This is a genomic window from Gilliamella sp. wkB7 (assembly GCF_001693435.1).
Classification (GTDB): Bacteria; Pseudomonadota; Gammaproteobacteria; order Enterobacterales; family Orbaceae; genus Gilliamella; species Gilliamella apicola_N.
Genome location: NZ_CM004509.1, coordinates 2300870 through 2327542, shown reverse-complemented (window position 1 = coordinate 2327542; position 26673 = coordinate 2300870). Strand labels below are relative to the sequence as shown.

Below are 26673 nucleotides of genomic sequence, written 5' to 3'. Positions count from 1 at the left end.
AGGTTTCATACAAAGTAGGAAGAAAAAAGTAACTTAGTTGATTTTGTAGTTACACTATTGCACTAAATAATCATATAAAATTACCTAATGATTGGTGAAGATAGCTAGACTTATTATCCTTTTGGATTCTTAATAGTACATCGTAAACTGTTTAATGGAATATCAATTCATCCTTACATTTGAAAATAATAATATCCTGCTTCAATATTTTTTGAAATTTCAAAATCACCTATACATGATAGTAGCATATTACTTTTATTAATATTATTAAGAATAATAAACCAATCTCTCCCCTACAACTGTAATTGCAAATTTATGATTTGGTGGACAGTCAAATCTTTCTTTTTATAATAATAGTTGTTTTAAAAATTCACTATTATCTTTACCGCTCTAATAAATAAGAAAATTTGACCTTTTATCAAATAAAGATCACTACTCCTTTTGTTAGGTTAACGTAAAAAATAGTTAAAACAAATCGATAAAAGATTATTAATAGTTGCAACAAATACCTTTTAAATTTAGTTAGTCGATATTTTTTGTAAAAATAATTCAGAACGGTATGCCATTTAATTAATATTTTTGCATTTGATATGATTATATATGTTTGATAATTTACCGTATATTTTAATAATATTACCAATATACCTTGTATTACTTTTAATAAAAGATAAAATCAAACTTATTATTTAACCGTTCAAATATTAAGTGCATGAGTAAAAAATCAAATATTAAGTGTACCAGTAAAGATTTAGAGAAGATTAGTAGATTTTTAAGCTATATATTAAGGCATAAACCAGAAGCAATAGGTATCACATTAGATAGTAATGGTTGGGTTGAAATAGATGTTTTAATTCGGCAAGCGAAGAAACATGGTATGCAAATTTCTCAAGATTTAATTACCGAAGTCGTTAGAACCAATGATAAAAAACGCTTTACTCTGTCCGAAGATAATTTAAAAATTCGTGCAGCACAAGGGCATTCAACTAAGCAAGTTAATATAACGTATAATGAGAAAACCCCGCCTGAATATTTGTATCATGGTACAGCAACCCATTTTCTTGATTCAATTTTTCAACAAGGTTTGATTGCAGGCGAACGTCATTATGTTCATATTTCAATTGATGAAAAAACAGCTATAGCCGTTGGTAAACGTCATGGAAAACCAATTGTCTTAAGAATTAACGCATTAGCAATGTTTCAACAAGGTTTTAAGTTTTATTTAGCCGATAATGGGGTTTGGTTAACGAATAATGTGCCAAGCCAATTTTTAGAAGTTATTTAAAATAAATCAGTATAACTAAAAAAATAATCTCTATTCATTTGCATAAAAATAATTTAATTAAGGTAGAGCACACTTTTAGATTAATTAAAAGTATCTCTATTAATCAAATCTATTTCTATTTTTTAGAATCGATAATAGTGCAGTTAGTTTAACGTATTCTTTCCTCATTCTTCGTAAATTCATATCTTAATACAAGTTTGACATAACAATTTTCAAATATTACATGATAGAAATCATCGACATCAGCAAAAATTGAGGGTATTGTATATTTATTCATCTAAGCAGGTGTTGTGATTAATTTGTCTGCTGTTTTTCATTTTGATCTTGGCTCAGATGTGTAGTTGTCTTTTTTTTATTTTTTTCATAAACGATATTCAGGTTAATTAGGAGCCGAAAAATGCAACATATTATGGAAACAATTAGGAAAACAGAACAAGAATTTATTGAGATTCGACATCAAATTCATCAACACCCTGAAGTAGGTTTTGAAGAGAATAAAACCAGCGATTTGGTTGCAAATAAATTGGCTGAATGGGGATACGAGGTTCATCGAGGGTTAGCCAAAACAGGCGTCGTTGGTGTTTTGAAAAATGGTACCAGTAATAAAAAAATTGGTATCCGAGCAGATATGGATGCTTTACCTATAGTTGAAGCCTCCGGAAAACCTTGGAGTAGTCTTATCCATGGCAAATTTCATGGCTGTGGTCATGATGGACATACCACTATTTTACTGTGTGCAGCTAAATATCTTGCCCAAACCCGCAATTTTGATGGCACGTTACATGTCATTTTTCAACCTGCAGAAGAGTTATTATATGGTGGAAAGGTGATGGTGGATGATGGCTTATTTAAAAAATTTCCTTGTGATGTTATTTTCGGTATTCATAATATGCCCGGATTCAAAGAAGGCCATTTTTATTTTAGAGCCGGTGCACTTATGGCTTCATCCGATACCATTCATATCAATATTAAAGGCAAAGGTGCTCACGGCGCCATGCCTGAACGAGGAATTGATGCGACCCTTGTCGCATGTTATATCGGCACTGCACTGCAAAGTATTGTTTCTCGAAATGTTTCTCCGTTTGAACAAGCTGTTATCACCATTGGTTGTATTCAATCTGGTGAGGCGCCGAATGTTGTTAATAGCGATGCACTTATGAAACTAACCGTTAGAGCATTAGATAATGATACCCGAACGTTATTACTTAAACGTATTACTGAAATTGCCACTTCTCAGGCGGAAAGTTTTGGTGCCTGCGTTAAAATCGAGCATGTCAATGGTAGTCCTGTTTTACATAATGGTGCGGATGCAACAAAATTTGCATTTGACGTTGCCCAAAAATTATTCGGAGAAGATCGTGTTCATGATAATTGTCATCCTTTTATGGGCAGTGAAGATTTTGCATTTATGTTAGAGAGTAATCCAAACGGTTGTTACATGATTATTGGCAATGGTGATGAACCTGGTTTTTGTAGTGTACATAATCCTGGTTATGATTTTAATGATAAATGTATTGTTCCTGCTGCGTCATATTGGGTTGCATTAACTGAAACATATTTAAGTAAATAAGGATAGCGTACATCTATGGCTAATTTAAATATGTCAAATTCAACAAATTCTGAAGCTGTGCCATTTAAAAATGATAACCGGTTAATATTAGGTATTGTATTAGGGGTCATTACTTTTTGGCTTTTTGCTCAATCAATTGTCAATGTTGGGCCAGCAGTTCAGCATTCTGTCGGTATTACACCTGCGTCTTTTAATTTGGCGGTGAGTTTGACCGCCCTCTTTTCTGGTTGTTTTATTGTGGTTGCTGGTGGACTAGCTGATCGTTTTGGGCGGGTTCGTTTTACTTATTTAGGTTTTATTTTAAGTATTATTGGTTGCCTTTGTTTGATCTTCGCACAAGGTGAAGTGTTATTCATCATTGGGCGCATTATTCAAGGTTTGTCTGCTGCCTGTATTATGCCCTCGACTTTGGCATTAGTGAAAACTTATTTTCAAGGTAAAGAGCGCCAGCGCGCATTAAGTTTTTGGTCGATTGGCTCTTGGGGCGGTTCAGGTACTTGTGTGCTTGCTGGCGGTGCCATAGCAACTTATTTGGGTTGGCAGTGGATTTTTATTATTTCTATCATCTGTGCTGTGCTCGGTATGCTGTTATTGAAAGGTACACCAGAAACCAAAATTGAAGATCCTTCAAGTTTGCCAAAATTTGACTATGTAGGACTATTTGTTTTTGTTATTACTTTGGTTTCATTAAATCTTGTGATAACTAAAGGATCAACATTTGGTTGGACAAGTGTCGTGACATTATCCTTGGCTACGGTATGTTTTGTTTTTCTTATTTTATTTTTTTATATTGAAACACGTAAAGCGAGTGGCGCTTTTATCGATTTTTCATTATTTAAAAATGTTCCTTACCGTGGTGCTACCTTATCTAACTTTCTGCTCAATTCTGTTGCCGGTACATTAATTGTTGCCAGTACTTATACCCAACAAGGACGAGGCTTTACACCTTTCGAAAATGGATTATTGACCATTGGTTATTTAGTGTCAGTGCTATGTATGATTCGAGTTGGAGAAAAAATCTTACAAAAAGTAGGCGCAAAAAAACCAATGTTACTCGGACCGTTAATTACTGGTTCAGGAATTGCGTTGATGACGCTGACTTTCTTACCCGATACGCTTTATATTATTTCGGTGTTGGGGGGCTATATTTTATTTGGTCTTGGCTTAGGTTTTTATGCAACGCCATCAATCGATACCGCAATATCAAGCGCTCCTGAAGATAAGGTCGGTATTGCATCAGGAATTTATAAAATGGCAAGCTCATTAGGCGGTGCATTTGGTGTAGCCATTTCAGCATCCACCTATTCAGCAATTATTGCCAGTGGTCAAAGCATAGCAATAGCTGCAGCACTAGGACTCTGGATTAGTGTTGGTTTTTGTCTGTTATGCTTTACTTCAATTTTAATTTTAGTTCCAAGCAATGCCAGTAAGAATAAATAAATCTGGTTAACTTTTTATAATATTAAAACTTATCATTGGGGTGGAACTTTTAACTTCTATCCCTATTTTTTTAAAGATAGATGGATTAAACCCATAAAGCTTAAAAAGCAATATGGGGTTAATTATGAGAAATATTCATTAAAATATGAATTTTTTGACACATTTAATTTATTTGCCAATACAGAATGAACTGAATATTCTTCCTAATAAATCATCAGAAGTAAACTGCCCAGTGATTTCACTTAAGGCTTCTTGAGCTAATCTTAACTCTTCGGCTAAGAGTTCACCTGCATGGAATGTTATAAGTTGGTATTGACCATTATTTAAATGCTCAGAGGCTTTTTCAAGTGCTTGCAGATGACGACGTCGAGCCAAAAAGCCACCTTCTGTACTGCTCGAAAATCCCATAGCTTGTTTTAGATGCTCACGCAATAATGTCACACCCTCACCCGTTCGAGCAGATAATTGAATGAGCGCATATCCCTCTTCTTCGCTATAACCTAGTGCCTCGCCCGTTAAGTCCGCTTTGTTGCGAATCACTGTAACAGGTATATTTTTTGGTAATCGTTCAATAAATTCTGGCCAAAGTTTTTCAGGATTGGTCTCATTTGTTGTTGTGCTATCGACCATAAATAAAACGCGATCAGCTTGTTCGATTTCTTGCCATGCACGCTCAATACCTATCCGCTCTACTTCGTCACTTGCTTCACGTAGTCCAGCGGTATCAATGATGTGCAAAGGCATACCATCAATGTGAATATGTTCACGCAGTACATCACGAGTAGTACCTGCAATATTGGTAACAATAGCAGCATCACGCCCAGCTAATGCATTAAGTAAACTGGATTTCCCGGCATTTGGTCGACCAGCAATAACCACTTTCATCCCTTCGCGCAATAGAGTGCCTTGTTTAGCTTCTTGGCAAACTTCGTTTAATCGTTCAATAACTTGATTCAGTTCTGCTTCTATTTTACCGTCAGAAAGAAAGTCAATCTCCTCTTCCGGAAAATCGATAGCCGCTTCCGTAAAAATACGCAAATGAATCAAGGATTCAACCAGCGCATTAACCTTTTTAGAAAATACACCTTGCAAAGATGAAATAGCAGATTTGGCAGCCTGTTCTGAACTGGCATCAATTAAGTCAGCAATCGCTTCGGCTTGGGCTAAATCAAGTTTGTCATTTAAAAATGCCCTTTCCGAAAACTCTCCCGGTTTGGCAATACGCACGTTAGCTATTTCAAGTACGCGTTTTAAAAGTAAATCTAAAATAACTGGGCCGCCGTGTCCTTGTAATTCAAGCACATCTTCACCAGTGAATGAGTGCGGATTAGGAAAAAATAGCGCAATACCTTCATCAAGTGTTGAGCCATCGTTAGCTAAAAATGGGAGATATTCGGCATACCTTGGTTTAGGTAATTTACCTAATACTGCCTGCGCTACCTCTTGCGCTTTAGGGCCTGATATACGCAAAATACCTACACCGCCTCGACCAGGTGGTGTTGCTTGTGCAACAATTGTATCTGATTTCATATTTGTTTATAGCTAATTTAAAGTTTATTAGTAATAATATCATGGACGCGTGGCAAAAGCAGTAATGACTATCACTTTTGCCGTTATTCGCCAATTTTAGAGTATTTTATCTATCATTTCGTGGTTAATTTGCCGGTTTTGTATTGTCACTAGGGTGGTCAAAGAGCCAAGAATTTGCTAATGCTAGCGGCTCGCGAATTAATGCAACATACTTATCACCATTATTAAACGCTAATGGTGCTGATAAACCCGATACATCATGCACACCAGAACGTTTGGCAAGCATTATTGAGCGTAAAATATGAAAATCATTGGTAACTACCACCGTGTTGCCTAGAGGTAACACCTGATTGGCAAAAATAAATTGCTCAGCAGTGCGCCTTGATTTATCTTCTTGATAAACTCGGTTTGCCTCTATCCCTTTATCAATAAGATATTTTGCCATTACACTGGCTTCTGTTGCTGATTCGTCTTCACCTTGTCCACCACATACAACAACTTTAGTTTCAGGATTTTGGTCAAGATATTGAATAGCGACATCTAATCTGTCAGCTAAAGTTGGTGATGCTATAGCGGGAGTACCAATGACTTGGGAGCCTAATATAACCATGGTTTGGGCATGTTGACTCGGTTTTTTCTCAGCATAAATATAGATAACAATGTTACAGACAATGAAATAGATTAATATTAATAAAAAACCATATTTTATTAATTTCATTAACATTACCTTACCCCTTGTTTCACTTTTTAAAACAATTTTCAAAATGATCGTCAACTAGTCCCATTGATTGCATGAAAGCATAGCATATGGTAGAGCCAACAAAGGAAAATCCTCGTTTTTTTAATGCTTTTGACATTCGATCAGAGATGTCAGTATTAACAGGTACTTCACTCTTATCTTTAAAGTGGTTGATTATCGGTTTATTATCAACAAAAGACCAGATAAATTGTGAAAAATCTTCACCATTTTTTTGCATATTTAAATAGGCATGAGCGTTTTTGACAATACTGTTGAGTTTTAATCGGTTGCGAATCAATCCTTTGTTTTCAAGCAAATGTTCAATATCCTCAGGCATAAGTTGGATGATTTTATAAGGGTCGAAATTAAAAAAACAACGACGATACTCATCGCGCTTTCTTAAAATAGTAATCCATGATAATCCTGCCTGTTGTCCTTCAAGACAGATTTTTTCAAATAATTTTAAACTATCATATTGGGCTATTCCCCATTCATTATCATGATAATCAATATAAATTTGGTCATTTAAAACCCAATCACAGCGTGTTTTATTAGTATTATTCATTCTTGTTTTCATCCAAATTATTCAGTATTTTAAAAAAGTTATTAATTTAAATTATAAATCAAATCCTCAGTTTTATAGCAAACATTAAATTTTTTTATGAGGGAAAAAAAGTCATTTTTTTGTGGCAGAATAATTTCTACATTTAAAAAAATCAAAAAGGATAGATTTTTTCTGGCTATCTCAAATATATAGAAGGTTTTTCATGAGTCAATCTGAAATCAATGCCCAATGGCAACCCAGTGCTCGGCCATTAAATAGTAAGGATTTTAAAACATTAATATTGTCATCTTTAGGTGGAACACTTGAGTTTTATGACTTTGTTATCTATGCGTTATATATTGATACCATTGTCAAACCGCTGTTTTTGCCCCATACCTTATCGCCATTAACGTTAGATTTATTTGCTTGGGGTATTTTTGCTGCTGGTTATTTGGTTCGTCCAATTGGCGGCATCATCATGGCACACTTTGGCGACAAAGTGGGCAGGAAGCAGATGTTTACTCTTAGCGTAGCAATGATGGCTTTACCTACCTTTATTATTGGTGTGTTACCAACTTACGAAACCATTGGTATTTTTGCGCCTTTACTGCTGTTAGTTATGCGTATGTTACAAGGGGCTGCAATCGGGGGCGAGATGCCAGGTGCTTGGGTATTTATCGCTGAGCATACCCCAAAACAACGTTATGGTTTGGGTGTTGGTACGCTAACATCTGGTATTACGGGCGGTATTTTACTTGGATTTTTCGTCACAATTATTATTGATCTCTATTTTACTAACCAAAATATTTTAGATTTCGCTTGGCGTATTCCATTTATTATTGGTGGTATTTTTGGCGTCATTTCCGTCTATTTACGAAAATTTTTATCTGAAACACCAATTTTTAAGGAATTAGCTGCCCGTAAAGCTTTAGAAAAAAGTATTCCCGTTGTGACTGTTATAAAAAAACATAAAAAAGCTTGTTTAATTGTCGCTTTATTAACTTGGTCATTATCAACCGCAATTATGGTTGGTATTTTAATCACTCCTGGACGTATCGTAGGTGGTATGTATCATTTTGCTAATCTTGATTGGCGTATTGGTGGGTGTATTGCTGCTTTAACATTATCAATTGGCTGTGTTATTTCTGGTTGGTTAGATGATAAATTAGGAACAGCAAAAACCGTTATCGTGACTTGGGGAGGATTAGCAATAGCCAGTATCTATTTTTATAGTTCATTAAGCGCAGATATGTCATTAACAAAACTTTATTCGATTTGGGCAGTATTTGGCTTATTTATTGGATCCATCGCCATGACTCCAATTATAGGTACGAGAACGTTTCCCCCCGCTATTCGTTATTCTGGGTTATCATTATCATATAATTTAGCTTATGCGCTATTTAGTGCAATCACACCGACTTTAACGATCTATTTATTAAGTCCTGATCATATTTTAGGTGAATATAGTTATCTTGGTGCAGGTATTTATATCTCAGCTGTAGCTTTACTTGCGGTTTTAGTTGGGTTTTCTCAGCTAGCCCAAAAGGGTTGGCAAAATAACACAGCTAATTAATCCGCCAATTAATCAAGATACCAAATAGAAACAGGGCAATTGCCCTGTTTTTTAGTTCAAGATATGATGAATCTTTAATGTATTAACACAAATACATTAGCGCATTGTAACAAACTCTTCTGCCGCTGTTGGGTGAATAGCAACAGTGTTATCAAAGTCTTTTTTAGTTGCACCCATTTTTAGTGCTACAGCAAACCCTTGTAACATTTCGTCCATACCATACCCTATACCATGTATTCCAACAATTTTTTCGTCAGGCCCCACACAAACCAGCTTCATTCGACAAGGTTGGCGGTGACTTGTGACAGCCGTATACATAGTCGTAAAGCTTGAGGTGTAAACTTTAACGTTTTCATCACCGTATTCTAAAATCGCTTGCGGTTCGGTTAAGCCTACAGTACCAATTGCTGGATGCGTAAATACCACTGTTGGAATATTAGTATAATCTAAATGTTCATCAGGTTTGTTATTAAACAATCTTTCCGATAAACGACGCCCAGCCGCAACAGCAACAGGTGTTAAAGCCATTGCGCCAGTATCATCACCAACAGAATAAATGCCAGGTACGTTAGTATTTTGGAATTTATCGACAATAACAAATCCGTTATCATTAACGTCAATACCTGCAGCAGATAAGTTCATATCCTGTGTAGCGGGTTCACGACCTATTGCCCAAATTAGACAATCAACCGTATAACTTTCGCCATTTTCAAGGGTTAAGGTTAAACTATCATCGCTATTTTTAGCAACTGATTGTGGAATAGCAAATGTGTGTAGATGCTGTCCTTCTTCCGTTATCACTTCCATTAAAGTTTTAATAATCAACGGATCAAACGATCTTAATGGTGTTGCTTGACGAATAAATTGGTGAGTTTCTGCCCCTAATGCATGCACAACCCCTGCAATTTCACAAGCAATATACCCTGCCCCAACCACAGCAACGCGTTTAGGTAAAGATTTTAATGCAAAAAAACCATCAGAGGTAATACCATATTCTGCACCTGGGATAGTTGGAATTGTCGGTTTACCGCCTACTGCAATTAAAATGTGGTCGGCACTGTAATGTTCACCATTAACTTCGATTGTATGTGCATCAACAAATTTAGCATAACCATATATGATATCAACATTGTTATTAGTTAAAACACGATCATAGGATTGGTGAATACGATCGATATAGGCATTTCGGCTATCAAGTAATTTATCCCAATTAAATTGATTAATTGTCGTATCAAAACCGTAGTCCGGACCGTAGTGATTAATTGCTTCGGCGATTTGTGCACCATACCACATCACTTTTTTAGGTACACAACCTACGTTAACACATGTTCCACCTAACAATTTTGCTTCTATAATTGCACATTTTTTACCATATGACGCTGCTCGGTTCACTGATGCGATACCGCCACTTCCACCGCCAATCGCTATATAATCATAATGTTTGGTCATTAAATATCCTCTGTAATCGTTCTCCCAAATTAAGTAATAGCTTTGCACAAAGTTAATAATAAAAAAAGCGTTAATTATAAAATTTAATAATAGATTTTAACGATTGATCTTAGGTATATTGAATAAAAAACCATTTTATTAGGGCGTTAGGTATAAAAGCTCTTAATTGTCAGCCTATCAGGGGGAGTAATATTAAAATGAAAAGCAAGTATAAAACATTTGATTGGTGTAACCCACGCTAGACTAATCGGTTACTTGATTCAGTAACCGATTTTGTCGAAGAAAGTTAGCGATTTTTAATGGCATTAATAATGTTGGTGGTTGAGCAACCATCTTCAAAATTGAGGACTTTGACTGTGCCACCCGCAGCAGTGACTTCTTTGCCTCCCGCAATATCTTCAGGTTTATAATCACCGCCTTTGACTAATACATCTGGCAGGATGTTGGCAATAAGTCGTTGTGGTGTTTCCTCTTCAAATGGAACAACCCAATCAACTGAATTGAGTGCACCCAGAACAATCATGCGTTGCATAAGTGGATTAATGGGTCTTGATTCACCTTTTAATTGTTTTACCGATGCATCACTGTTAACAGCAACGATGAGACGATCGCCCAGTTTTCTTGCATTAGCAAGGTAAGATACATGTCCTGCATGCAGGATATCAAAACAACCATTGGTCATCACAATTTTTTCACCACGCATGCGAGCTTTTTTTACTTCTTCTTTAAGCTCATCTTCAGTCATTACCCCAAAACCATCATCGGCACGGGCACGGATAGCGTTGCTAAGTTCAACCTGCGAAACGGTTGATGTACCCAGTTTGCCAACCACAACACCTGCTGCAGCATTGGCGAGAAAACAGCTCTCTTCTAATGATTGACCGGCAGCCAAAGCCGCGGCTAATGTGGCAATGACGGTATCACCTGCTCCCGTTACATCAAACACTTCTTTCGCTTGTGTTGGTAGATGATAAATTGGTTTATTTAATTGCAACAAGGTCATGCCTTTTTCACTACGAGTCACTAATAGTGCTTTTAGATCATATTGCTTAATCAGTTGATGACCTTTTTCAACAATATCTTCTTCTGTTTGGCATCGACCGACTACGGCTTCAAATTCCGACATATTTGGAGTAAGTAACGTCGCGCCTCGGTAACGTTCAAAATCCGTACCTTTAGGATCGACCAATACCGGAACATTTGCTTGATTAGCTTGTTTTATCATGGCTTGTACTGCCGATAGCGCACCTTTGGCATAATCCGATAAGACCAAAACTTTATGTGTTTCTAATGCGGTTTGAATGCGTTCAAGCATGGGAGTAGAATCAACATTACCAAACCCTTCTTCAAAATCAATACGAATTAATTGCTGATTGCGCGATAAAACGCGTAATTTGGTAATAGTCGGATGTGTCGATACTGATACAAAATCACATTGTACTTTATGTTTACTTAATTGTTCATCAAGAATTTTGGCAGGTTCGTCAATACCCGTTAAGCCAATTAAACGTGCATTACCACACAATGAGGTGATATTCATTGCAACATTGGCCGCTCCGCCGGGTCTTTCTTCTAAGGCATCAATTTTGACAACCGGTACGGGCGCTTCGGGCGATATGCGATTAGTGCCTCCATACCAATAGCGATCGAGCATGATATCACCCACAACGAGTACATTAGCACGGTTAAAATCAGGTAATGATGTTTTCATTATGATTAGTTATCCTTACTGGTTATTTAAATCATAGTCATCTATTATTACTTTTCATTTTCATCATCGGATGCAAAAGCATCTTCTTCACTTTCTTCATGTTTACGTGGTTGATAAAAACGTGCAAAGAAAGTTCCGATTTCAAAAAGCAGACAGATAGGTACAGCTAATAAAATTTGAGAAAAGACATCAGGAGGTGTGACAAACATAGCGACAGCAAACACCCCTACAATGATGTACGGGCGTTTTTTCCGTAGGCTTTGAGGTGTAGTTATGCCTGTCCAACAGAGTAATATAATAGCAACAGGAACCTCAAAAGCAAAACCAAATACAATAAAAAGTGTCATCACAAAATCAAGATATTTAGTGATATCAGTATTAATCGCCACATCAATAGGTGCCGTGTGGATAAAAAAGTAAAACGCCAGTGGAAACACTACAAAATAGGCAAAAGCGATGCCAAGATAAAAAAGAACAGTGCTTGATACAATTAATGGCATAACCAAGCGTTTTTCATGCTGATACAACGCTGGAGCAACAAATCCCCAGACTTGGTAAAGTACATAAGGAATTGAGATAAATATTGCCACAACAGCCGTTAATTTAATCGGGGTAAAAAATGGCGCGGCAATATCTGTTGCAATCATACTGCTACCTTGTGGTAACTGACTGATAAGTGGATTTGCCACAATATGATAAATATCATTAGAAAAATAGAGTAAACCACCAAATACGACCAATATACAAATAATACAACGTAGTAGGCGTGTTCTAAGTTCGACAAGATGTCCAATTAAAGGTTGTGTAGCGTCGTCAATCATGATTTATCTTTATCTGAGTGAATTTGAGGATCCAATTGAGTGGCTGAATCGATCTCTTTTTGTAACGATTCTGTTACGCGTTTTAAGTCATCAATTGATTCTTGAATTTCTGGAGTTAGTGCTTTTAAACCACTTTGTTCAGCCTTTTTTAAACTGTCTTGCAACTCTTGCAATTTTAGTTCTTTATTTAATTCCAGTTGCACTGTTGCTGACATACGGCGCAGTACTTTTATCCAACCAGCAACAGTTTTAATAGCAACAGGTAATCGTTCTGGCCCTAATACCACCAGTCCAATAATTAATACTAATAATAGTTGACCAAAACTAATGTCAAACACGTGTTACTCTTTTTTAGAATTATTGTCATCAGTCGAATTAAGATTTTCAACTTTCGCTGAATTACTGCTCGCTGGTTTATCATCGTCATCATTCATGGCTTTTTTAAAGCCTTTAATTGATGCACCAAGGTCAGAGCCCAATGAGCGTAACTTTTTAGTTCCAAATAATAACACAACAACAGCAATTAATATGAGTAGTTGGGGCAAGCTTGGCATCATGATATCTATCTCCAATAAAGTTGAGATTTAAATTATACACTTAAATAATAAGATTCCAACAGTAACGATTAATGAATAATAAGCAATGCAATACCCACAACACCAACTAGAGTAAGTATTGTCATTAAATATTGCTGACATCTTTTACTTTGTTGTAACTCTTGTTTAATTTGTTTTAATTGGGTATTCATCTGTTTGGTTATTCGCTCATAATCATTCAATTTTGCTGGTAACTGAGGCAAAATGGTACGCCACTGCGGTAGTGAAGACCATGCTTGTTGCAATAGCTTTTGCGCACTATATTTATCTTCATACCATTTTTCTAAAAATGGTTTGGCAGTTTGCCATAAATCAAGTTCAGGATAAAGCTGGCGACCCAATCCTTCAATATAAAATAGCGTTTTTTCAAGCAGTATTAATTGTGGTTGGATATCCATCTCAAATTGCCGAGCTACCTCAAATAATTGCAATAAAATGTGTGAAAATGATATTTCGGCCAGTGGTTTAGCAAAAGCAGGCTCACAGACATTTCGCATTGCCCTTTCAAGAGCTACAATATCAGTTGTTTCAGGTACCCAGCCAGAAGCAATATAGGTTTCCGCTATTTTTCGATAATCGCGATTAAAAAAAGCTAAGAAGTTTTCAGCAAGATAACGTTGATCATCATTACTTAATATGCCAACAATTGCACAATCAATCCCGATGTAACGTGGATCGTTAGGATCGGAGATATCAACAAAAATATTACCTGGGTGCATATCCGCATGGAAAAAGTTATCACGAAAGACTTGAGTAAAGAAAGCTTGAACACCGCGCTGGGCAAGTAATTTCATATCGACATTATGTTGTTTAAGTTGCTCAATATTGGCAATAGGAACCCCTTTCACTCGTTCTTCAACAAGGATGTTCTTACGGCATAACTCTTGATATACATAAGGAATATATAAAATATTACTATTGATAAAATTTTCTCGTAATCTAGCAGTATTATAAGCCTCTTGCAGTAAATCAAGCTCTTTTAATAGTGTTGATTCATAATCTCGGACAATTTCAACAGCACGCAGTTTCTCACCAAATTTTATACGTTTAGTAAATTGTTTTGCGACCCAATGCATCAAACCAATATCGGCTTGAATTGCTGGCATAATATTAGGACGTAATACCTTGATTACGATTTCGGCTTGACTATGTTTTAATGTAGCCGTATGCACTTGAGCTATCGATGCTGACGCTAATGGTTTTTCATCGAAATTAGCAAAATAATAGTCGATGGGTTGTTCGAGTGCTTGTTCAATAAGTTGTTTAGCAATTTTACCATCAAAAGGATCGACCTGATCTTGCAATTTTGCTAATGCATTCGCAATATCTTTGGGTAACACATCACGCCGAGTTGAGATCATCTGCCCAAATTTTATCCAAACCGGTCCTAACTCCTGTAAAGCTTGACGTAAACGTTCACCAATTGGTTGTTGCTTGGCTTTCGGTTTCACCCAAAATAGACAAAGCAATAAAAAACGTAGCCATTTTGATAAACGATGTGCTGGCAAAAGCTCATTCAAACGATAAGCATGAAATACTGTTAATATTTTATAAATTCGAAAAAATGTCATTATTTGTCATCGCTTCAAAATTTAAAGCCGGTATGTAATGCTACAATCCCACCAGTCATATTGTGATATTTAACATCGACAAAACCTGCATCTTCCATCATTTTTTTTAATGTATTTTGATTTGGATGCATGCGGATTGATTCTGCTAAATAGCGATAGCTATCAGAATCATTAGCCACAATTTTGCCCATTAATGGTAACATGGTAAAGGAATAAAGATCATAAGCTTTATTTAGAATTTTGTATTGTGGTTTAGAGAATTCCAGAATGAGTAAACGCCCACCAGGCTTTAATACTCGCCACATAGATCGTAATGCTTTATCTTTATCAGTAACATTGCGAAGACCAAACGAAATGGTAATACAATCAAAATAGTTATCCGCAAAAGGTAGTTCTTCAGCATTAGCCTGTACATATTCGATATTTTTAAATAGGCCTTTGTCGCGCAATTTATCACGTCCAACTTTTAACATGGATTCATTGATATCTGCCAAGACAACTAAGCCATTATCACCAACAAGTTGAGAAAATTTTGCGGTTAAATCACCTGTTCCACCAGCAAGGTCTAACACTTTTTGGCCTTTGCGCACACTACTATATTCAATAGTGATTTTTTTCCAAATACGATGAATACCAAATGACATTAAATCATTCATTACATCATATTTATCCGCAACAGAATGAAATACATCAGCGACACGTTTAACTTTTTCTTCTTTTAAAACTTGCCGATAACCAAAATCAATTTTTTCTTGATTTGTATTATCTTGATTGTCAGGTGATTGAGACATAAAAATTTACCTATCACAAATATTTAGCTTATTTTAGCATAAGCATGAATAAATGTGATGAACTAAATCAATAATGCTTCAACCATCTTACTTACAGTTTCAAAATGTTGTGTAGGAGTATGATTAGGATCGAGATCTTCTTGATGAATCACTAAATCAAAATGATAACTGTCTTTCAGCCCTTTCAATACTTGATCTTCTTTTTCAAAAATCTGTGTGTAATATTGAGCTAACGTATCAAAGTCAATCGTTGTGAAAAGCAGTTTATTGCTATTTTCCACTGCTCTTGAGAGTCGTTCCACATGTAAAATCGCAATGCGAATATAATCAGTTTCACTAAGATAACGTTGATTATATGGAGTTGAAATCTCTCGATCTATATAGTTAATGTAACCGTTACTGACATGTTGTGTATTATAAATATTGGCCAGTTGTAGCGATAAATCATTGAATTTACCTTGGCCAATAATTGCAACTTTTTTGACAAAAAAGGGTTTAGCCGCATCAGCAATAAATGACCAATTTTTATAAGGATTCTCGCGAACTTGTGTCGCGCTGATGTTCATAAAATTACGATCAGCATCAACAATAATTACTGGGCAATCGAAATAGAATTCATAATTTTTGACATCTTGTGGATCACTGGTGAACACAACATTTGGTTTAATTTTATGCTTAGATAAAAGCTGTTTAACACGGTCACTCCAATCTTTCCAGCCATTAGGATAGGATTTAATGCCCGCTTCATCTAAAATATGTATATGAATATTATGACGATCTTTAAATGTTTCTTTCAACCATGAGAAACGATCGCTAACTTGGGGTTGTCTTGGTAGATGGCTTTTATCAAAAAGCTCTTTATCTCGTATTGCTTCACAGCCCAAAAAAATATGCAGTTCATCAACTTGTGTCATCGCTTTTTCAATTAAATAGATATGACCACAATGTAAGGGATAAAACTTACCAAAAATTAAACCAACTTTGTACTCAGATGCCATAACAAATACCAATACATTTATATGCTTTACTTGCAACAATGTACAGAAAAAAAAAGCAATTTCTAATCAAATGATGCTATTGAATGTATTTCACCAAAAAACTTTTCAAAGTTTTCAGTGTAACAACATGATAATATTTAATAAAATTATAATTCAATATTTTTATAAATTTGATAATAAAATTCCAGTAGCAACTGAAATATTTAGTGCTGGCATATTATCATTACCTTTCAAATGTACAACGACATCAGCACAGTTAACAAGTTTCATATTAATTTGCTGAAAAATAACTAAAGCAACCTTTTTATTAAATTGAACTTTATGTAATTCGCTCGAAGCAACCGATTTGGTTTGACAAGGTAGTAAAGCAACAATTTGATAACCTTGTTGCTTTAACATATCAAGCGAAGCAACAAAATCATCACTTTTAATGGATTCAACTGCTTCTATACCGCCCTCAGCAACTCGCATTGCAGCACCACTATCAAGCAGATTTGTTTGACGTAACATGACAGCATTTACACGATAAAAAGCTGCGCTCCTTATTAATCCACCTAAATTATGCGGATTATTAACATCATCAATCGCTAAAATACAATCCTTATCGGCATCACTTTTTTGTTCTAAATAATTTAATAAGTTTAATGGAATACGTTTTTTAACAATCAAACAAACTCCACCATGATGCTGTGTTTGGGTTATTTTATTAAGCTGTTCATCAGAAACAATATCATAACCTAAACGCTCTTGAACTAACCAATTGATTAACTCTTTAAACTGATAAGTCATCTCTTGGATAATAAACAATTTTACAATAGCACTGCGTCGATGTTTGAATACCGCTTTACAGCTATTTTCGCTGTAAACTAAAGTTTCTTCTTTACGTTGTCGATATCCGTCATAACCAAATGTCGGTGTTTGATCATTGGCACGTACTTTCTTCTGCCATGGTGAATCGTGTTCAATTTCTGATGGAGATCGATTTAATTCAATAACAATACTTTTTTTTGCAAACCTTGGTCTATCACTGCGTGCTTGAAAAGTTTCAATACGGTCATTACGATCACGCTTCGGTTTAGACTGAAATGCATCATTTTTACGCTTATCTTTCCATCCAGTTGATTTTTCTTTATTAGCACGAGAGTGTTTTTTAGGCTCGCTATGTTTAGCGTAAAAAATAGTTGGTTTACTTTTTTCAGTATTGTCGGTCATATCAATCTCACAATTAATCGGTTATCGCGTTCGGATGGTTGGAGCTATCTTATCTAATACACCATTAACAAATTTATGGCTATCAGCTGCACCGAATGTTTTAGTCAAGTCTATCGCTTCGTTTATCACAACTTTATAAGGTACATCTTGACGTTTCATTAATTCATAAAGTGCAATGCGTAATATGGCAAGTTCTACTTGACCTAGCTCTTCGACTTTACGTTCAGTGAGATAAGGAGCCATTTTTTCGTCTAATTCCGCAGTGTTTTTAGCAACACCATGTAATAGTTCTCGAAAATACTTAGTATCAACACCTTTCATGTCTTGTTCTGCAATAAAACTGGTCTCAACATCAGCAAGATCGTTTCTAGAAACTTGCCAAGAGTAAATGGCCTGTACCGCACACTCTCTTGCTCGACGACGAGGATTAACTAATGCCACTAAATTACTCCTTAATTGCTTTGATAATATTTAGCATTTCTAATGCAGTTAACGCTGCTTCGGCACCTTTATTGCCAGCTTTTGTACCTGCACGTTCAATAGCTTGTTCAATAGATTCGGTTGTTAAAATACCAAATCCCACCGGAATGGTATGATCCAAACTTGCATTTAATAATCCAGAACTCGATTCACCTGCAACAAAGTCAAAATGAGCTGTGCTACCTCGAATAACCGTACCTAACGCCACAATTGCATCGTATTTTTTTGATTGCGCTGCAACTTTAGCGGTTAAGGGAATTTCGTAAGCACCTGGCACCCAAATTATGGTAATGTTTTTTTCGTCAACTTGACCAATACGAGTCAACGCATCGACAGCACCATTGACCAAACTTTCGTTAATAAATTGATTAAATCGAGCCACAATAATGGCAACTTTAGCATTGGGTGCTGCAACTTGACCTGTAACAGTTTGCATGTTAATTCCTTATTTATTGATTTTAAATGCAATTTCACTATGTTTATTTGTGAAAATTTTCCTGTAAAATTGTATCACAAATTAACGGCTTATCCTATTGGCAAATAACGCTTCGAACAAGCTTTATCTAACAATTTATTGGTAAAAGAAATACAAATATTTTGTCTATTAATGCACAATAATTTCTTATTACACGTTAATATAAAAAATTTATGCAATTAATCAGCTAATTTTCTCAATTCCTCTTCTTTTTTATTTAAACGTATGCCTTACCTGAAACTTTTTTACAAAATTTGTAATTTAATTTTTATTATCGCTTGCAAGCAGTTAGGAAAAAACTACAATGGTGATAAAGCTTTTTTAATTACGAGGTAGGACTGATGTATATTGACAATATTCGAAACGAATTAACCCAAGCAATTGATGTACTAACAAAATTTGTTTCGGATGAAAAAAATCTTAAAGCTATTCAACAAGCAGCGGTATTAATTGCCAATTCATTTAAGCAAGGCGGTAAAGTATTGTCGTGTGGTAATGGCGGTTCTCATTGTGATGCCATGCACTTTGCTGAAGAGTTAACGGGTCGTTTTCGTGATAATCGTCCTTCCTATCCAGCAATTGCAATATCGGATGTAAGCCATATTTCATGTGTAGGTAATGATTATGGATTTGATTACATTTTTTCACGCTATGTTGAAGGTGTGGGTAACAAAGGCGATGTGTTACTCGGTATTTCAACATCAGGCAATTCAACCAATGTCATTAAAGCCATTGAAGCGGCTAAACAAAAAGGCATGAAGATCATTACACTAACGGGCAAAGATGGCGGTAAGATGAATGGGCTTGCCGATGTGGATATCCGTGTTCCACATTTTGGCTACGCTGATCGCGTACAAGAAATCCATATTAAAGTTATCCATATCCTTATTTTGCTTATTGAAAAAGAGATGGCCAAATAAAATGTGTGAACTATTGGGTATGAGCGCTAACGTGCCAACGGATATCTGTTTTAGTTTTACCAGTTTAATTAAACGAGGTGGGGATAAAGGTCCCCATAAAGATGGCTGGGGAATCACGTTCTATGAAGGAAAAGGTTGCCGAACATTCAAAGACCCTGAACCTTGTAGTTACTCAGCAATCGCCAAAATGGTTCAAGAGTATCCAATTAAGTCTAAGGCGGTAGTTGCACATATTCGACAAGCAAATCGTGGCGGAGTCGCACTTGAAAATACCCATCCATTCACGCGTCAGTTGTGGGGAAAAAATTGGACTTTTGCCCACAATGGTCAATTAACTGATTACCAAAATCTGGATACAGGCCTTTTTCAACCCGTAGGTGAAACAGACAGCGAGTATGCTTTTTGTTACTTAATTAACCAACTGCATCAAACGTATCCACAGCAACCTACTGATGACTTAGCCTTATTTCACTTTATAAAGCTTTGTGCTGATAATCTCAGTAAGCTAGGAATATTTAATATGTTACTTTCTGATGGGCAATTTGTCTTTGCTTACTGTACCACCAATCTACATTGGATAACCCGTAGAGCTCCCTTTGGCAAAGCAAAACTTCTTGATGAAGATGTAGAAATTGATTTTCAAAAACATACAACACCTGATGATGTAGTAACCATTATTTCGACTTTACCTTTAACATCAAATGAGACTTGGAATAAACTTAACACAAATGAAGCAATCTTGTTTAAAAACGGTGAAATCAACCAATCTTTTTCATCTTAATGCGAACCATTGGCGGTTCGTCTTTAAATAAGTACTGTAAATACACTAATGTTAATAGACCAATAAAGGTTAATATAATCCAAGGTAGGTGTGGAAAACCAATCTCTATTGCAATATCATAAAGCCATCCCGCACCGGTATAACCAATAAATCCGCCTAGAGCCAGCCCCAACCGACTAAACCCCATGTAACTGCCTTTAGCTTTAGGGTTTGTTAAAACCGTTGATAAAGTTTCTCTGGCTGGTTCAGCAACAATTGCCCCTAAATAAAAGAGTGCAATTAGTGTTAAAAGCATGGATAAATGTGCAGTAAAACCGATAATGATAAAAGCAAATGACATCAAGAACAGACCGAATTTAAGACGTTGATCCAATCTAAAATATTTTTCACTTAAACGCGCAAGTGGATAAAGTAATACCAGTGAAATACCAGCTTGAATTGCATACATCCATTTTACATAACTAGGGCTACCAGATACTTGGGTTATAGTGAGCGGTAACATCAACATTATCTGTACCCATAACACATAATAACCAGTTAAAGTAAGCACATAACGGGTAAATTTTTTATCTTTAACAACCATTTTCATACCATTGATAATTGGCGTTTTACCTATGGCTATGTGGTAAGCAGGCAAAAAGAAAATATTAAAAATACCACACAAGAAGAAAATAAAAGCCCCACACCAACAGACTAAATGGAAGTCATAATCAATTAAAATCCCACCAATAAGCGCACCAATAACTGCACCTGCATTATCTTGTATCATTAATAGCGAAATAAATTTACCTCGCTCATGTGGACGAGTGAATTTAATGGTCAATCCCATACGAGGAGGATCAAAAAGTAATCCTCCTAATGCAGAAAGCAAACAAGAAAGTAACAATAGCCAAGGTTCACTAGCAACCGCCATCGAAATAAATCCGACGCAACGCAAAAACATTCCAGTAACAATCATCGGTTTTGCACCAAAACGATCAGCTATCGCGCCACCAATAATTCCAAAACCTTGTTGCACAAATTGTCGAAAACCTAAAGCAAAACCGACAAATAGAGCACTCCATCCGACTTGACTTACAAAATGAGTCGAAACCAGAGGAAAAACGACGTAAAAACCTAAGACAATAAACAAATTATCCAACAACAGTATTTGTCTGCCAGTCTTGCGAATTTGGGATGGTATTGGCATTTACTCAACTCTTTCGGCTAAATAACTTTGATAATCAGGAATTTCGATATCAACTTCTTGCTTAAAAATCGCCGATTGAATTAATGCATTGGCAGTAGCTTGGTTGGTTGCAACTGGAATATTCCAAACTGTTGATAACCGTAATAACGCTTTAACATCTGGATCGTGTGGGACAGCGTTAAGTGGATCCCAAAAGAAGATAAGAATATCAATTTTACCTTCCGCAATTAATGCGCCTATTTGCTGATCACCTCCCATCGGACCACTAAGCATTGGGGTAATATTTAATCCTGTTTCTTTTTTAATTAAGGTGCCCGTTGTCCCTGTTCCACATAAATTATGATGGGCAAGTTCTTCTCGGTTTTTTTGACACCAATTTAATAGTGATTCTTTCAAGTGATCATGCGCAACTAATGCAATATTTTTTTTTGCTGGTAATTTACGAATGGTATAACGCATTTTTGTTGTCCTAATTCTTTATAATTTTTTTAATTTTTTAACAGAGTATGAATTAAAGTGCAAGGGATATTTATTGATCAATTGATAATAAAAAAGGCACCGAAGTGCCTTTTTAGAATTTAACAAGTTACAACCAATTAGAATTGATAGATTAAACCAAGTGCAACGGTATCTTTAGTTGTAGCTTTAATTTGTGATTTAGTAAATGCACCGTCTTCGTAAAGAGCACGACGTGCACCAATATCATCTTTATCTAACAAGTTGATTTTGTAATCAATGATAGCTTGTAGGTTTTTGTTGAAATCATAAGTTAGACCAACATCAACATATTTAGCTAGGTCATTACCTTTAAGGCCTGCATCACTTGTTAAGCTAGATGCATCTTTAACTTTATGTTGGATATAAGCTAAAGATGGAGTTAAACGACCAACTTCAAAGTCGATACCATATTGTGCTACAAACTCAAAACCTTTAGTTTTTAAATCATCCGCACGACGCTCTGTTGTAGCATTGTCCCAACCATATTTTTGTTTGCCTTCAATATATAGTGCAGCTAAATAAACATTATTGTTGTCGTATTTAACACCTGCTGACCATGATTTAGCATCTCTATGACCGCCTGTTTGTGCATAACCAGCACCAACAGATAGACCAGTGTCAAGCACATCCCAATCTACTACAGAACCCCATGCTTCGGCACTGTTGTGACCATTTCGAGCATGTTCATTGAAATGACTAGTTGAACTATTATCACCATTGTCAGCATATTGGACAGCAAAGCGTAAACCATTAACTAGACCGAAGAAATCTGAGTTACGGTAAGTTGCTACAGCTTTAGTACGTGCAGTTAAAGCATAAAGATCATTATCTGATGCATCGCCACCAAATTCAGGTAAAACATCGGTATATGAAGTTAAGGTTTTTAACACGCCATCATTACGACCATAATCGAATGAACCGAAATCACCAAAGTTCAAACCTGCAAATGCATAACGAGTTTCGTTATCTGCATTTTTGCCAGTTTTTGCTTCATATTCCCAACGACCATAACCCGTTAAACTATCAGTAACTTGAGTTTGTCCTGACATGCCTAAACGAGCGGTAGTTTTGTCACCTTCGCCTGTTTGGTTGTCGCGATCAGTAATATAGTTTAAAGCATAAACTCGACCATAGAAGTCAACTTTATTACCATCTTTGTTCCATACTTCAATAGAAGCGTTAGCTGTACCTGCAATTAAAAGCGCAGGGATTGCGATTGCTAATAGATTACGTTTCATTTTGTTACCCTCGTAGGTATATTTTATTATTAAAGAAGCAAACTACTTTGCTCTGGATTTAATAATTAACTACTAAAAATAGCAATTATATTATTAAGGTGATATCTATTTTAATTTTTATAAAATAGATTTTAATCGTATACACTATCTATTTAACAATGTTCTTAAGATTAAATCTGAGTTTTTGCGATTATTTTAATATTTAATATTAAATTTTTTAAACATTAAATGTTTTTTGCTCAAAAAGAAATTTTTTAGGTATTAAAAAAGGCACCTAAGTGCCTTTTTATAAGAGGTAAGAGATTAGAATTGGTAAATTAAACCAACGCCTAACACATCTTTTGTACCTGGTTTGTTCCCGTGTTTACCACGTGGAGTTTCAGTATTCCAATCCGCACCGATATCTTTATGATCTAATAAATTGAATTTATATTCAACAATTGCACTAAAGTTTTTGTTTAAATCGTAAGTTGCACCTAAAGACACATATTTAGCTACAGGTGAATTAAATCCTGATTCATAATCATGGATATTACCAGTATAGTCATGCACAGAATCTGCTTTAAGTTTATGTTGAACATAAGCTAAAGATGGAGTTAAACGACCCACTTCTAAATCGATACCATATTGAGCAACTAATTCAAAGCCTCTGAGTTTAAGATCACGATCTTTATCAATACCATTTACTGTTACAGTATCGCCTCTTTTTAATTTACTTTGGAAGTAGTTAGCACCTAAATATAAATCATAGTTTTCATATTTAAGACCAGCCGCCCAAGTATTATGACGAGTATTGCTCTGAGTCGATTGAGCATAACCTGCTCCAGCAGTCAAACCTGTATCAAAAATACGCCATTGCAAGTTTGCGCCGTAAGCTTCTCTTGAATTACCTTTGATACCGTCTACAGTAGTAGAATTATCACCATTATCTGCATATTGTAAAGCAAAGCTGATGTCATCAGTTAAACCAAAGAAGTTGTTGTTACGATAAGTTGCTACCGCTTTAGTACGTGAAGAAAGTACGTTCCAAGCGTTATTTGCTGCGTCACCACCAAATTGTGGTAATACGTCAGTATAAGCAGTGATTGCTTTTAACACACCATCGTTACGACCATAATCGAATGAACCTAAGTCACCAAAATTTAAACCTGCAAATGCATAACGAACTTCATTATCAGAATTTTTACCTGCTTTCGCTTCATACTCCCAACGACCGTAGCCTACTAGGCTATCAGTGATTTGAGTTTGACCAGACATACCTAGACGAGCTGAAGTATCATCACCTTCATCTTTTTGACCACGGTCAGTGATGTTGTTCGCTGCTTTTACTCGACCATAAAAGTCAACTTTGTTGCCGTCTTTGTTCCATACTTCAATAGAAGCGTTTGCACCAGCTGCAACTAAAAGTGCAGGGATTGCGATTGCTAATAGATTACGTTTCATTTTTTACCCTCATGGTTATTTTAATACTGACACAGTCCATAGGATTTGAGTCAATTTCAACTACAATGATTATTCATCCAAAAATAATATTTTTATCTATTATTTTTATCTAATTTTCATAGTAGTGTAAATTATGTATAAATTTTACTTAAAATCAAGTGAACTTTTCGTTAAACAGGATGTCTAAGACTAAAAGAGGGTTCGTTTGGATAATTTTTGTACTTTTTTTGAATTTCGATTAAGCTTTATTCATCTAAACCAACTTAATATCGGTTTAGATGAATAAAATACAATCAGTTTAGAAATTTGCGTTACGCGGTGTTCTTGGGAATGGAATAACATCTCGGACATTTTGTACACCGGTGACATAGACAATTAAGCGTTCAAACCCCAGACCAAAACCAGAGTGAGGGACTGTGCCATAGCGACGTAAATCACGATACCACCAGTAATCTTCTTTTTTAAGGCCCATTTCGTCCATTCGTTTATCTAGCATATCTAAGCGTTCTTCACGTTGTGAACCACCAATAATTTCGCCAATGCCTGGGGCTAACACATCCATTGCTGCCACAGTTTTACCATCGTCATTCATACGCATATAAAATGCTTTGATATCTTTAGGGTAGTTTTTAACAACAACAGGCGCTTTAAAATGTTGCTCAGCTAAATAACGTTCATGTTCTGAAGCTAAATCAATACCCCAACTCACTGGATTTTCAAATTTGGCATCACAATTTTGTAAAATAGTAATTGCATCAGTATAATCAACTTGTGCAAAATCGGCACTTATAAAATTTTCTAGCCGAGTAATCGCATCTTTATCAATATGCTGAGCAAAAAATTGCATATCGTCAGCACGTTTTTCAAGTACTGTCTTAAATACATATTTCAGCATGTCTTCAGCTAGCTTGGCGTTGTCATCAAGATCAGCAAATGCAACTTCAGGCTCCATCATCCAGAATTCGGCTAAATGACGCGTAGTATTTGAGTTTTCAGCTCTAAACGTTGGACCAAAAGTATAGACTTTAGAAAGCGCACATGCATAAGTTTCAGCATTTAATTGACCTGATACTGTTAAAAACGCTTCTTTACCAAAAAAGTCTTTATCGTAATCAATTTTATCATTATCGTTTTTTGGCAGATTCAGCATATCAAGCGTTGAAACTCGAAACATCTCGCCTGCACCTTCAGTATCCGATGCCGTAATAATTGGCGTAGAAAGCCAAAAAAAGCCACGTTCATCAAAAAATTGATGAATAGCTTGAGCAAGCGTATGACGAACACGTGTAATTGCACCCACAATATTGGTTCTTGCACGTAAGTGGGCAACTTCACGCAGATATTCTATTGAGTGACGTTTAGCCGCCATAGGATAAGTTTCAGGATCATCCACAAAGCCATACACATCAACCTGTGTTGCTTGTAATTCGTATTTTTGCCCCTGTCCTGGTGATTCGACAACTTTACCTGTAACTTTAACCGAACAACCAGCAGTTAAGCGCAAAATATCTTGTTCATAATTAGGTAAATTATTTTCGATAACAGCTTGAATCGGCGAAAAGCAAGAGCCATCATAAACTGCTAGAAATGAAATACCTGCTTTAGAATCACGGCGAGTTCTCACCCAACCTTGAACGGAAATGGTGCTTCCAACGGCGATTTTGCCTTGTAACACATCAACAATAGGTGCAACTGAATTCATTTTAATTATCCATCTCTACATTAATTTGTTTAAATAAATTTTAAGTAATACTGATATATTTTAATGATTTCCCATAATAAAATGGAATCAATACCCAATTAAAAAATTTTTATACGGATT

The 26673-nt window shown here is 35.8% G+C and carries 24 protein-coding genes and 1 pseudogene; 6 read left to right on the top strand and 19 right to left on the bottom strand.

From position 1 onward, the window contains the following. The first annotated feature begins 709 nt into the window (after positions 1–709). The 3 genes from A9G17_RS10265 to A9G17_RS10255 all read left to right on the top strand — a co-directional run bounded on the left by A9G17_RS10265 (position 710) and on the right by A9G17_RS10255 (position 4292). The gene (locus A9G17_RS10265) at positions 710–1282 is read left to right on the top strand and encodes an RNA 2'-phosphotransferase (RefSeq protein ID WP_065738620.1); all 573 of its coding nucleotides are present in this window, start codon (positions 710–712) and stop codon (positions 1280–1282) included. 397 nt (positions 1283–1679) lie between these two features. Beyond that, entirely contained in the window at positions 1680–2852 is a 1173-nt protein-coding gene (locus tag A9G17_RS10260) for a M20 aminoacylase family protein (protein WP_065738619.1), read from the top strand. A 15-nt stretch (positions 2853–2867) separates the two neighbouring features. After that, positions 2868–4292 carry an MFS transporter gene (locus tag A9G17_RS10255; protein ID WP_081301740.1) on the top strand — a complete coding sequence of 475 codons (1425 nt, stop codon included), beginning with the start codon at positions 2868–2870 and terminating at the stop codon, positions 4290–4292. 168 nt (positions 4293–4460) lie between these two features. Here the strand turns inward: A9G17_RS10255 and mnmE are convergent, their stop codons facing one another. From mnmE to A9G17_RS10240, 3 genes are all read right to left on the bottom strand, one after another. Then, the gene (gene mnmE, locus A9G17_RS10250) at positions 4461–5822 is read right to left on the bottom strand and encodes a tRNA uridine-5-carboxymethylaminomethyl(34) synthesis GTPase MnmE (RefSeq protein ID WP_065738618.1); all 1362 of its coding nucleotides are present in this window, start codon (positions 5820–5822) and stop codon (positions 4461–4463) included. Between the two features lie 124 nt (positions 5823–5946). Next, positions 5947–6540 (bottom strand): YdcF family protein, encoded by a 594-nt coding sequence (locus A9G17_RS10245; protein ID WP_065738617.1) that lies wholly within the window; start codon positions 6538–6540, stop codon positions 5947–5949. A 22-nt stretch (positions 6541–6562) separates the two neighbouring features. Next, positions 6563–7126, bottom strand: coding sequence for a DNA-3-methyladenine glycosylase I (locus A9G17_RS10240; protein ID WP_065738616.1), 564 nt, complete (start codon positions 7124–7126; stop codon positions 6563–6565). 202 nt (positions 7127–7328) lie between these two features. Here A9G17_RS10240 and A9G17_RS10235 point away from each other — a divergent pair, with 202 nt between their 5' ends. Further along, entirely contained in the window at positions 7329–8678 is a 1350-nt protein-coding gene (locus A9G17_RS10235; RefSeq protein WP_065738615.1) for an MFS transporter, read from the top strand. 96 nt (positions 8679–8774) lie between these two features. Here the strand turns inward: A9G17_RS10235 and gorA are convergent, their stop codons facing one another. The 11 genes and pseudogenes from gorA to ribH form a co-directional block, all read right to left on the bottom strand. Further along, on the bottom strand, positions 8775–10127 hold the full coding sequence (gene gorA, locus A9G17_RS10230; protein WP_065738614.1) for a glutathione-disulfide reductase: 1353 nt from the start codon (positions 10125–10127) through the stop codon (positions 8775–8777). A 286-nt stretch (positions 10128–10413) separates the two neighbouring features. After that, the gene (gene hldE / locus A9G17_RS10225) at positions 10414–11838 is read right to left on the bottom strand and encodes a bifunctional D-glycero-beta-D-manno-heptose-7-phosphate kinase/D-glycero-beta-D-manno-heptose 1-phosphate adenylyltransferase HldE (RefSeq protein ID WP_065738613.1); all 1425 of its coding nucleotides are present in this window, start codon (positions 11836–11838) and stop codon (positions 10414–10416) included. Between the two features lie 47 nt (positions 11839–11885). Beyond that, positions 11886–12659 carry a twin-arginine translocase subunit TatC gene (gene tatC / locus A9G17_RS10220; protein ID WP_065738612.1) on the bottom strand — a complete coding sequence of 258 codons (774 nt, stop codon included), beginning with the start codon at positions 12657–12659 and terminating at the stop codon, positions 11886–11888. 14 nt (positions 12660–12673) lie between these two features. After that, positions 12674–12997 (bottom strand): annotated as a pseudogene (tatB, locus tag A9G17_RS10215) (Sec-independent protein translocase protein TatB); the annotation flags it as partial. A gap of 3 nt (positions 12998–13000) precedes the next feature. Next, positions 13001–13216: a twin-arginine translocase TatA/TatE family subunit gene (tatA, locus tag A9G17_RS10210; RefSeq protein ID WP_065738611.1), complete on the bottom strand. Its 216-nt coding sequence runs from the start codon at positions 13214–13216 to the stop codon at positions 13001–13003. 68 nt (positions 13217–13284) lie between these two features. Continuing rightward, positions 13285–14826 carry a ubiquinone biosynthesis regulatory protein kinase UbiB gene (ubiB, locus tag A9G17_RS10205; RefSeq protein ID WP_141677585.1) on the bottom strand — a complete coding sequence of 514 codons (1542 nt, stop codon included), beginning with the start codon at positions 14824–14826 and terminating at the stop codon, positions 13285–13287. Between the two features lie 14 nt (positions 14827–14840). Continuing rightward, complete coding sequence (ubiE, locus tag A9G17_RS10200) at positions 14841–15617, bottom strand: bifunctional demethylmenaquinone methyltransferase/2-methoxy-6-polyprenyl-1,4-benzoquinol methylase UbiE (protein ID WP_065738610.1); 777 nt, start codon at positions 15615–15617, stop codon at positions 14841–14843. 62 nt (positions 15618–15679) lie between these two features. Then, a complete protein-coding gene (nadR, locus tag A9G17_RS10195) occupies positions 15680–16615 on the bottom strand; it encodes a multifunctional transcriptional regulator/nicotinamide-nucleotide adenylyltransferase/ribosylnicotinamide kinase NadR (protein WP_065738609.1) in 936 nt (311 codons plus the stop codon). Positions 16616–16777: 162 nt separating this feature from the next. After that, positions 16778–17827 carry a TrmH family RNA methyltransferase gene (locus tag A9G17_RS10190; protein ID WP_065738608.1) on the bottom strand — a complete coding sequence of 350 codons (1050 nt, stop codon included), beginning with the start codon at positions 17825–17827 and terminating at the stop codon, positions 16778–16780. A 21-nt stretch (positions 17828–17848) separates the two neighbouring features. Next, on the bottom strand, positions 17849–18268 hold the full coding sequence (nusB, locus tag A9G17_RS10185; RefSeq protein ID WP_025316228.1) for a transcription antitermination factor NusB: 420 nt from the start codon (positions 18266–18268) through the stop codon (positions 17849–17851). 4 nt (positions 18269–18272) lie between these two features. Continuing rightward, positions 18273–18743 (bottom strand): 6,7-dimethyl-8-ribityllumazine synthase, encoded by a 471-nt coding sequence (gene ribH / locus A9G17_RS10180; RefSeq protein ID WP_065738607.1) that lies wholly within the window; start codon positions 18741–18743, stop codon positions 18273–18275. Between the two features lie 380 nt (positions 18744–19123). Between ribH and lpcA the strand changes: the two genes are divergently transcribed. Both lpcA and A9G17_RS10170 read left to right on the top strand, forming a co-directional pair. After that, a complete protein-coding gene (gene lpcA, locus A9G17_RS10175) occupies positions 19124–19702 on the top strand; it encodes a D-sedoheptulose 7-phosphate isomerase (RefSeq protein ID WP_065738606.1) in 579 nt (192 codons plus the stop codon). A gap of 1 nt (position 19703) precedes the next feature. Beyond that, positions 19704–20483, top strand: coding sequence for a class II glutamine amidotransferase (locus tag A9G17_RS10170; RefSeq protein ID WP_065738605.1), 780 nt, complete (start codon positions 19704–19706; stop codon positions 20481–20483). Here A9G17_RS10170 and mdtH read toward each other — a convergent pair. From mdtH to asnS, 5 genes are all read right to left on the bottom strand, one after another. After that, entirely contained in the window at positions 20461–21672 is a 1212-nt protein-coding gene (mdtH, locus tag A9G17_RS10165; protein ID WP_065738604.1) for a multidrug efflux MFS transporter MdtH, read from the bottom strand. The two genes, A9G17_RS10170 and mdtH, sit on opposite strands and share 23 nt — an antisense overlap. Beyond that, positions 21673–22131 (bottom strand): methylglyoxal synthase, encoded by a 459-nt coding sequence (locus tag A9G17_RS10160; protein WP_065738603.1) that lies wholly within the window; start codon positions 22129–22131, stop codon positions 21673–21675. It abuts the gene before it with no gap. Between the two features lie 137 nt (positions 22132–22268). After that, positions 22269–23408 (bottom strand): porin, encoded by a 1140-nt coding sequence (locus tag A9G17_RS10155; protein ID WP_065738602.1) that lies wholly within the window; start codon positions 23406–23408, stop codon positions 22269–22271. Positions 23409–23711: 303 nt separating this feature from the next. Next, positions 23712–24851, bottom strand: coding sequence for a porin (locus tag A9G17_RS10150; protein WP_065738601.1), 1140 nt, complete (start codon positions 24849–24851; stop codon positions 23712–23714). Positions 24852–25149: 298 nt separating this feature from the next. Continuing rightward, on the bottom strand, positions 25150–26553 hold the full coding sequence (gene asnS, locus A9G17_RS10145; protein WP_065738600.1) for an asparagine--tRNA ligase: 1404 nt from the start codon (positions 26551–26553) through the stop codon (positions 25150–25152). Positions 26554–26673 lie beyond the last annotated feature (120 nt).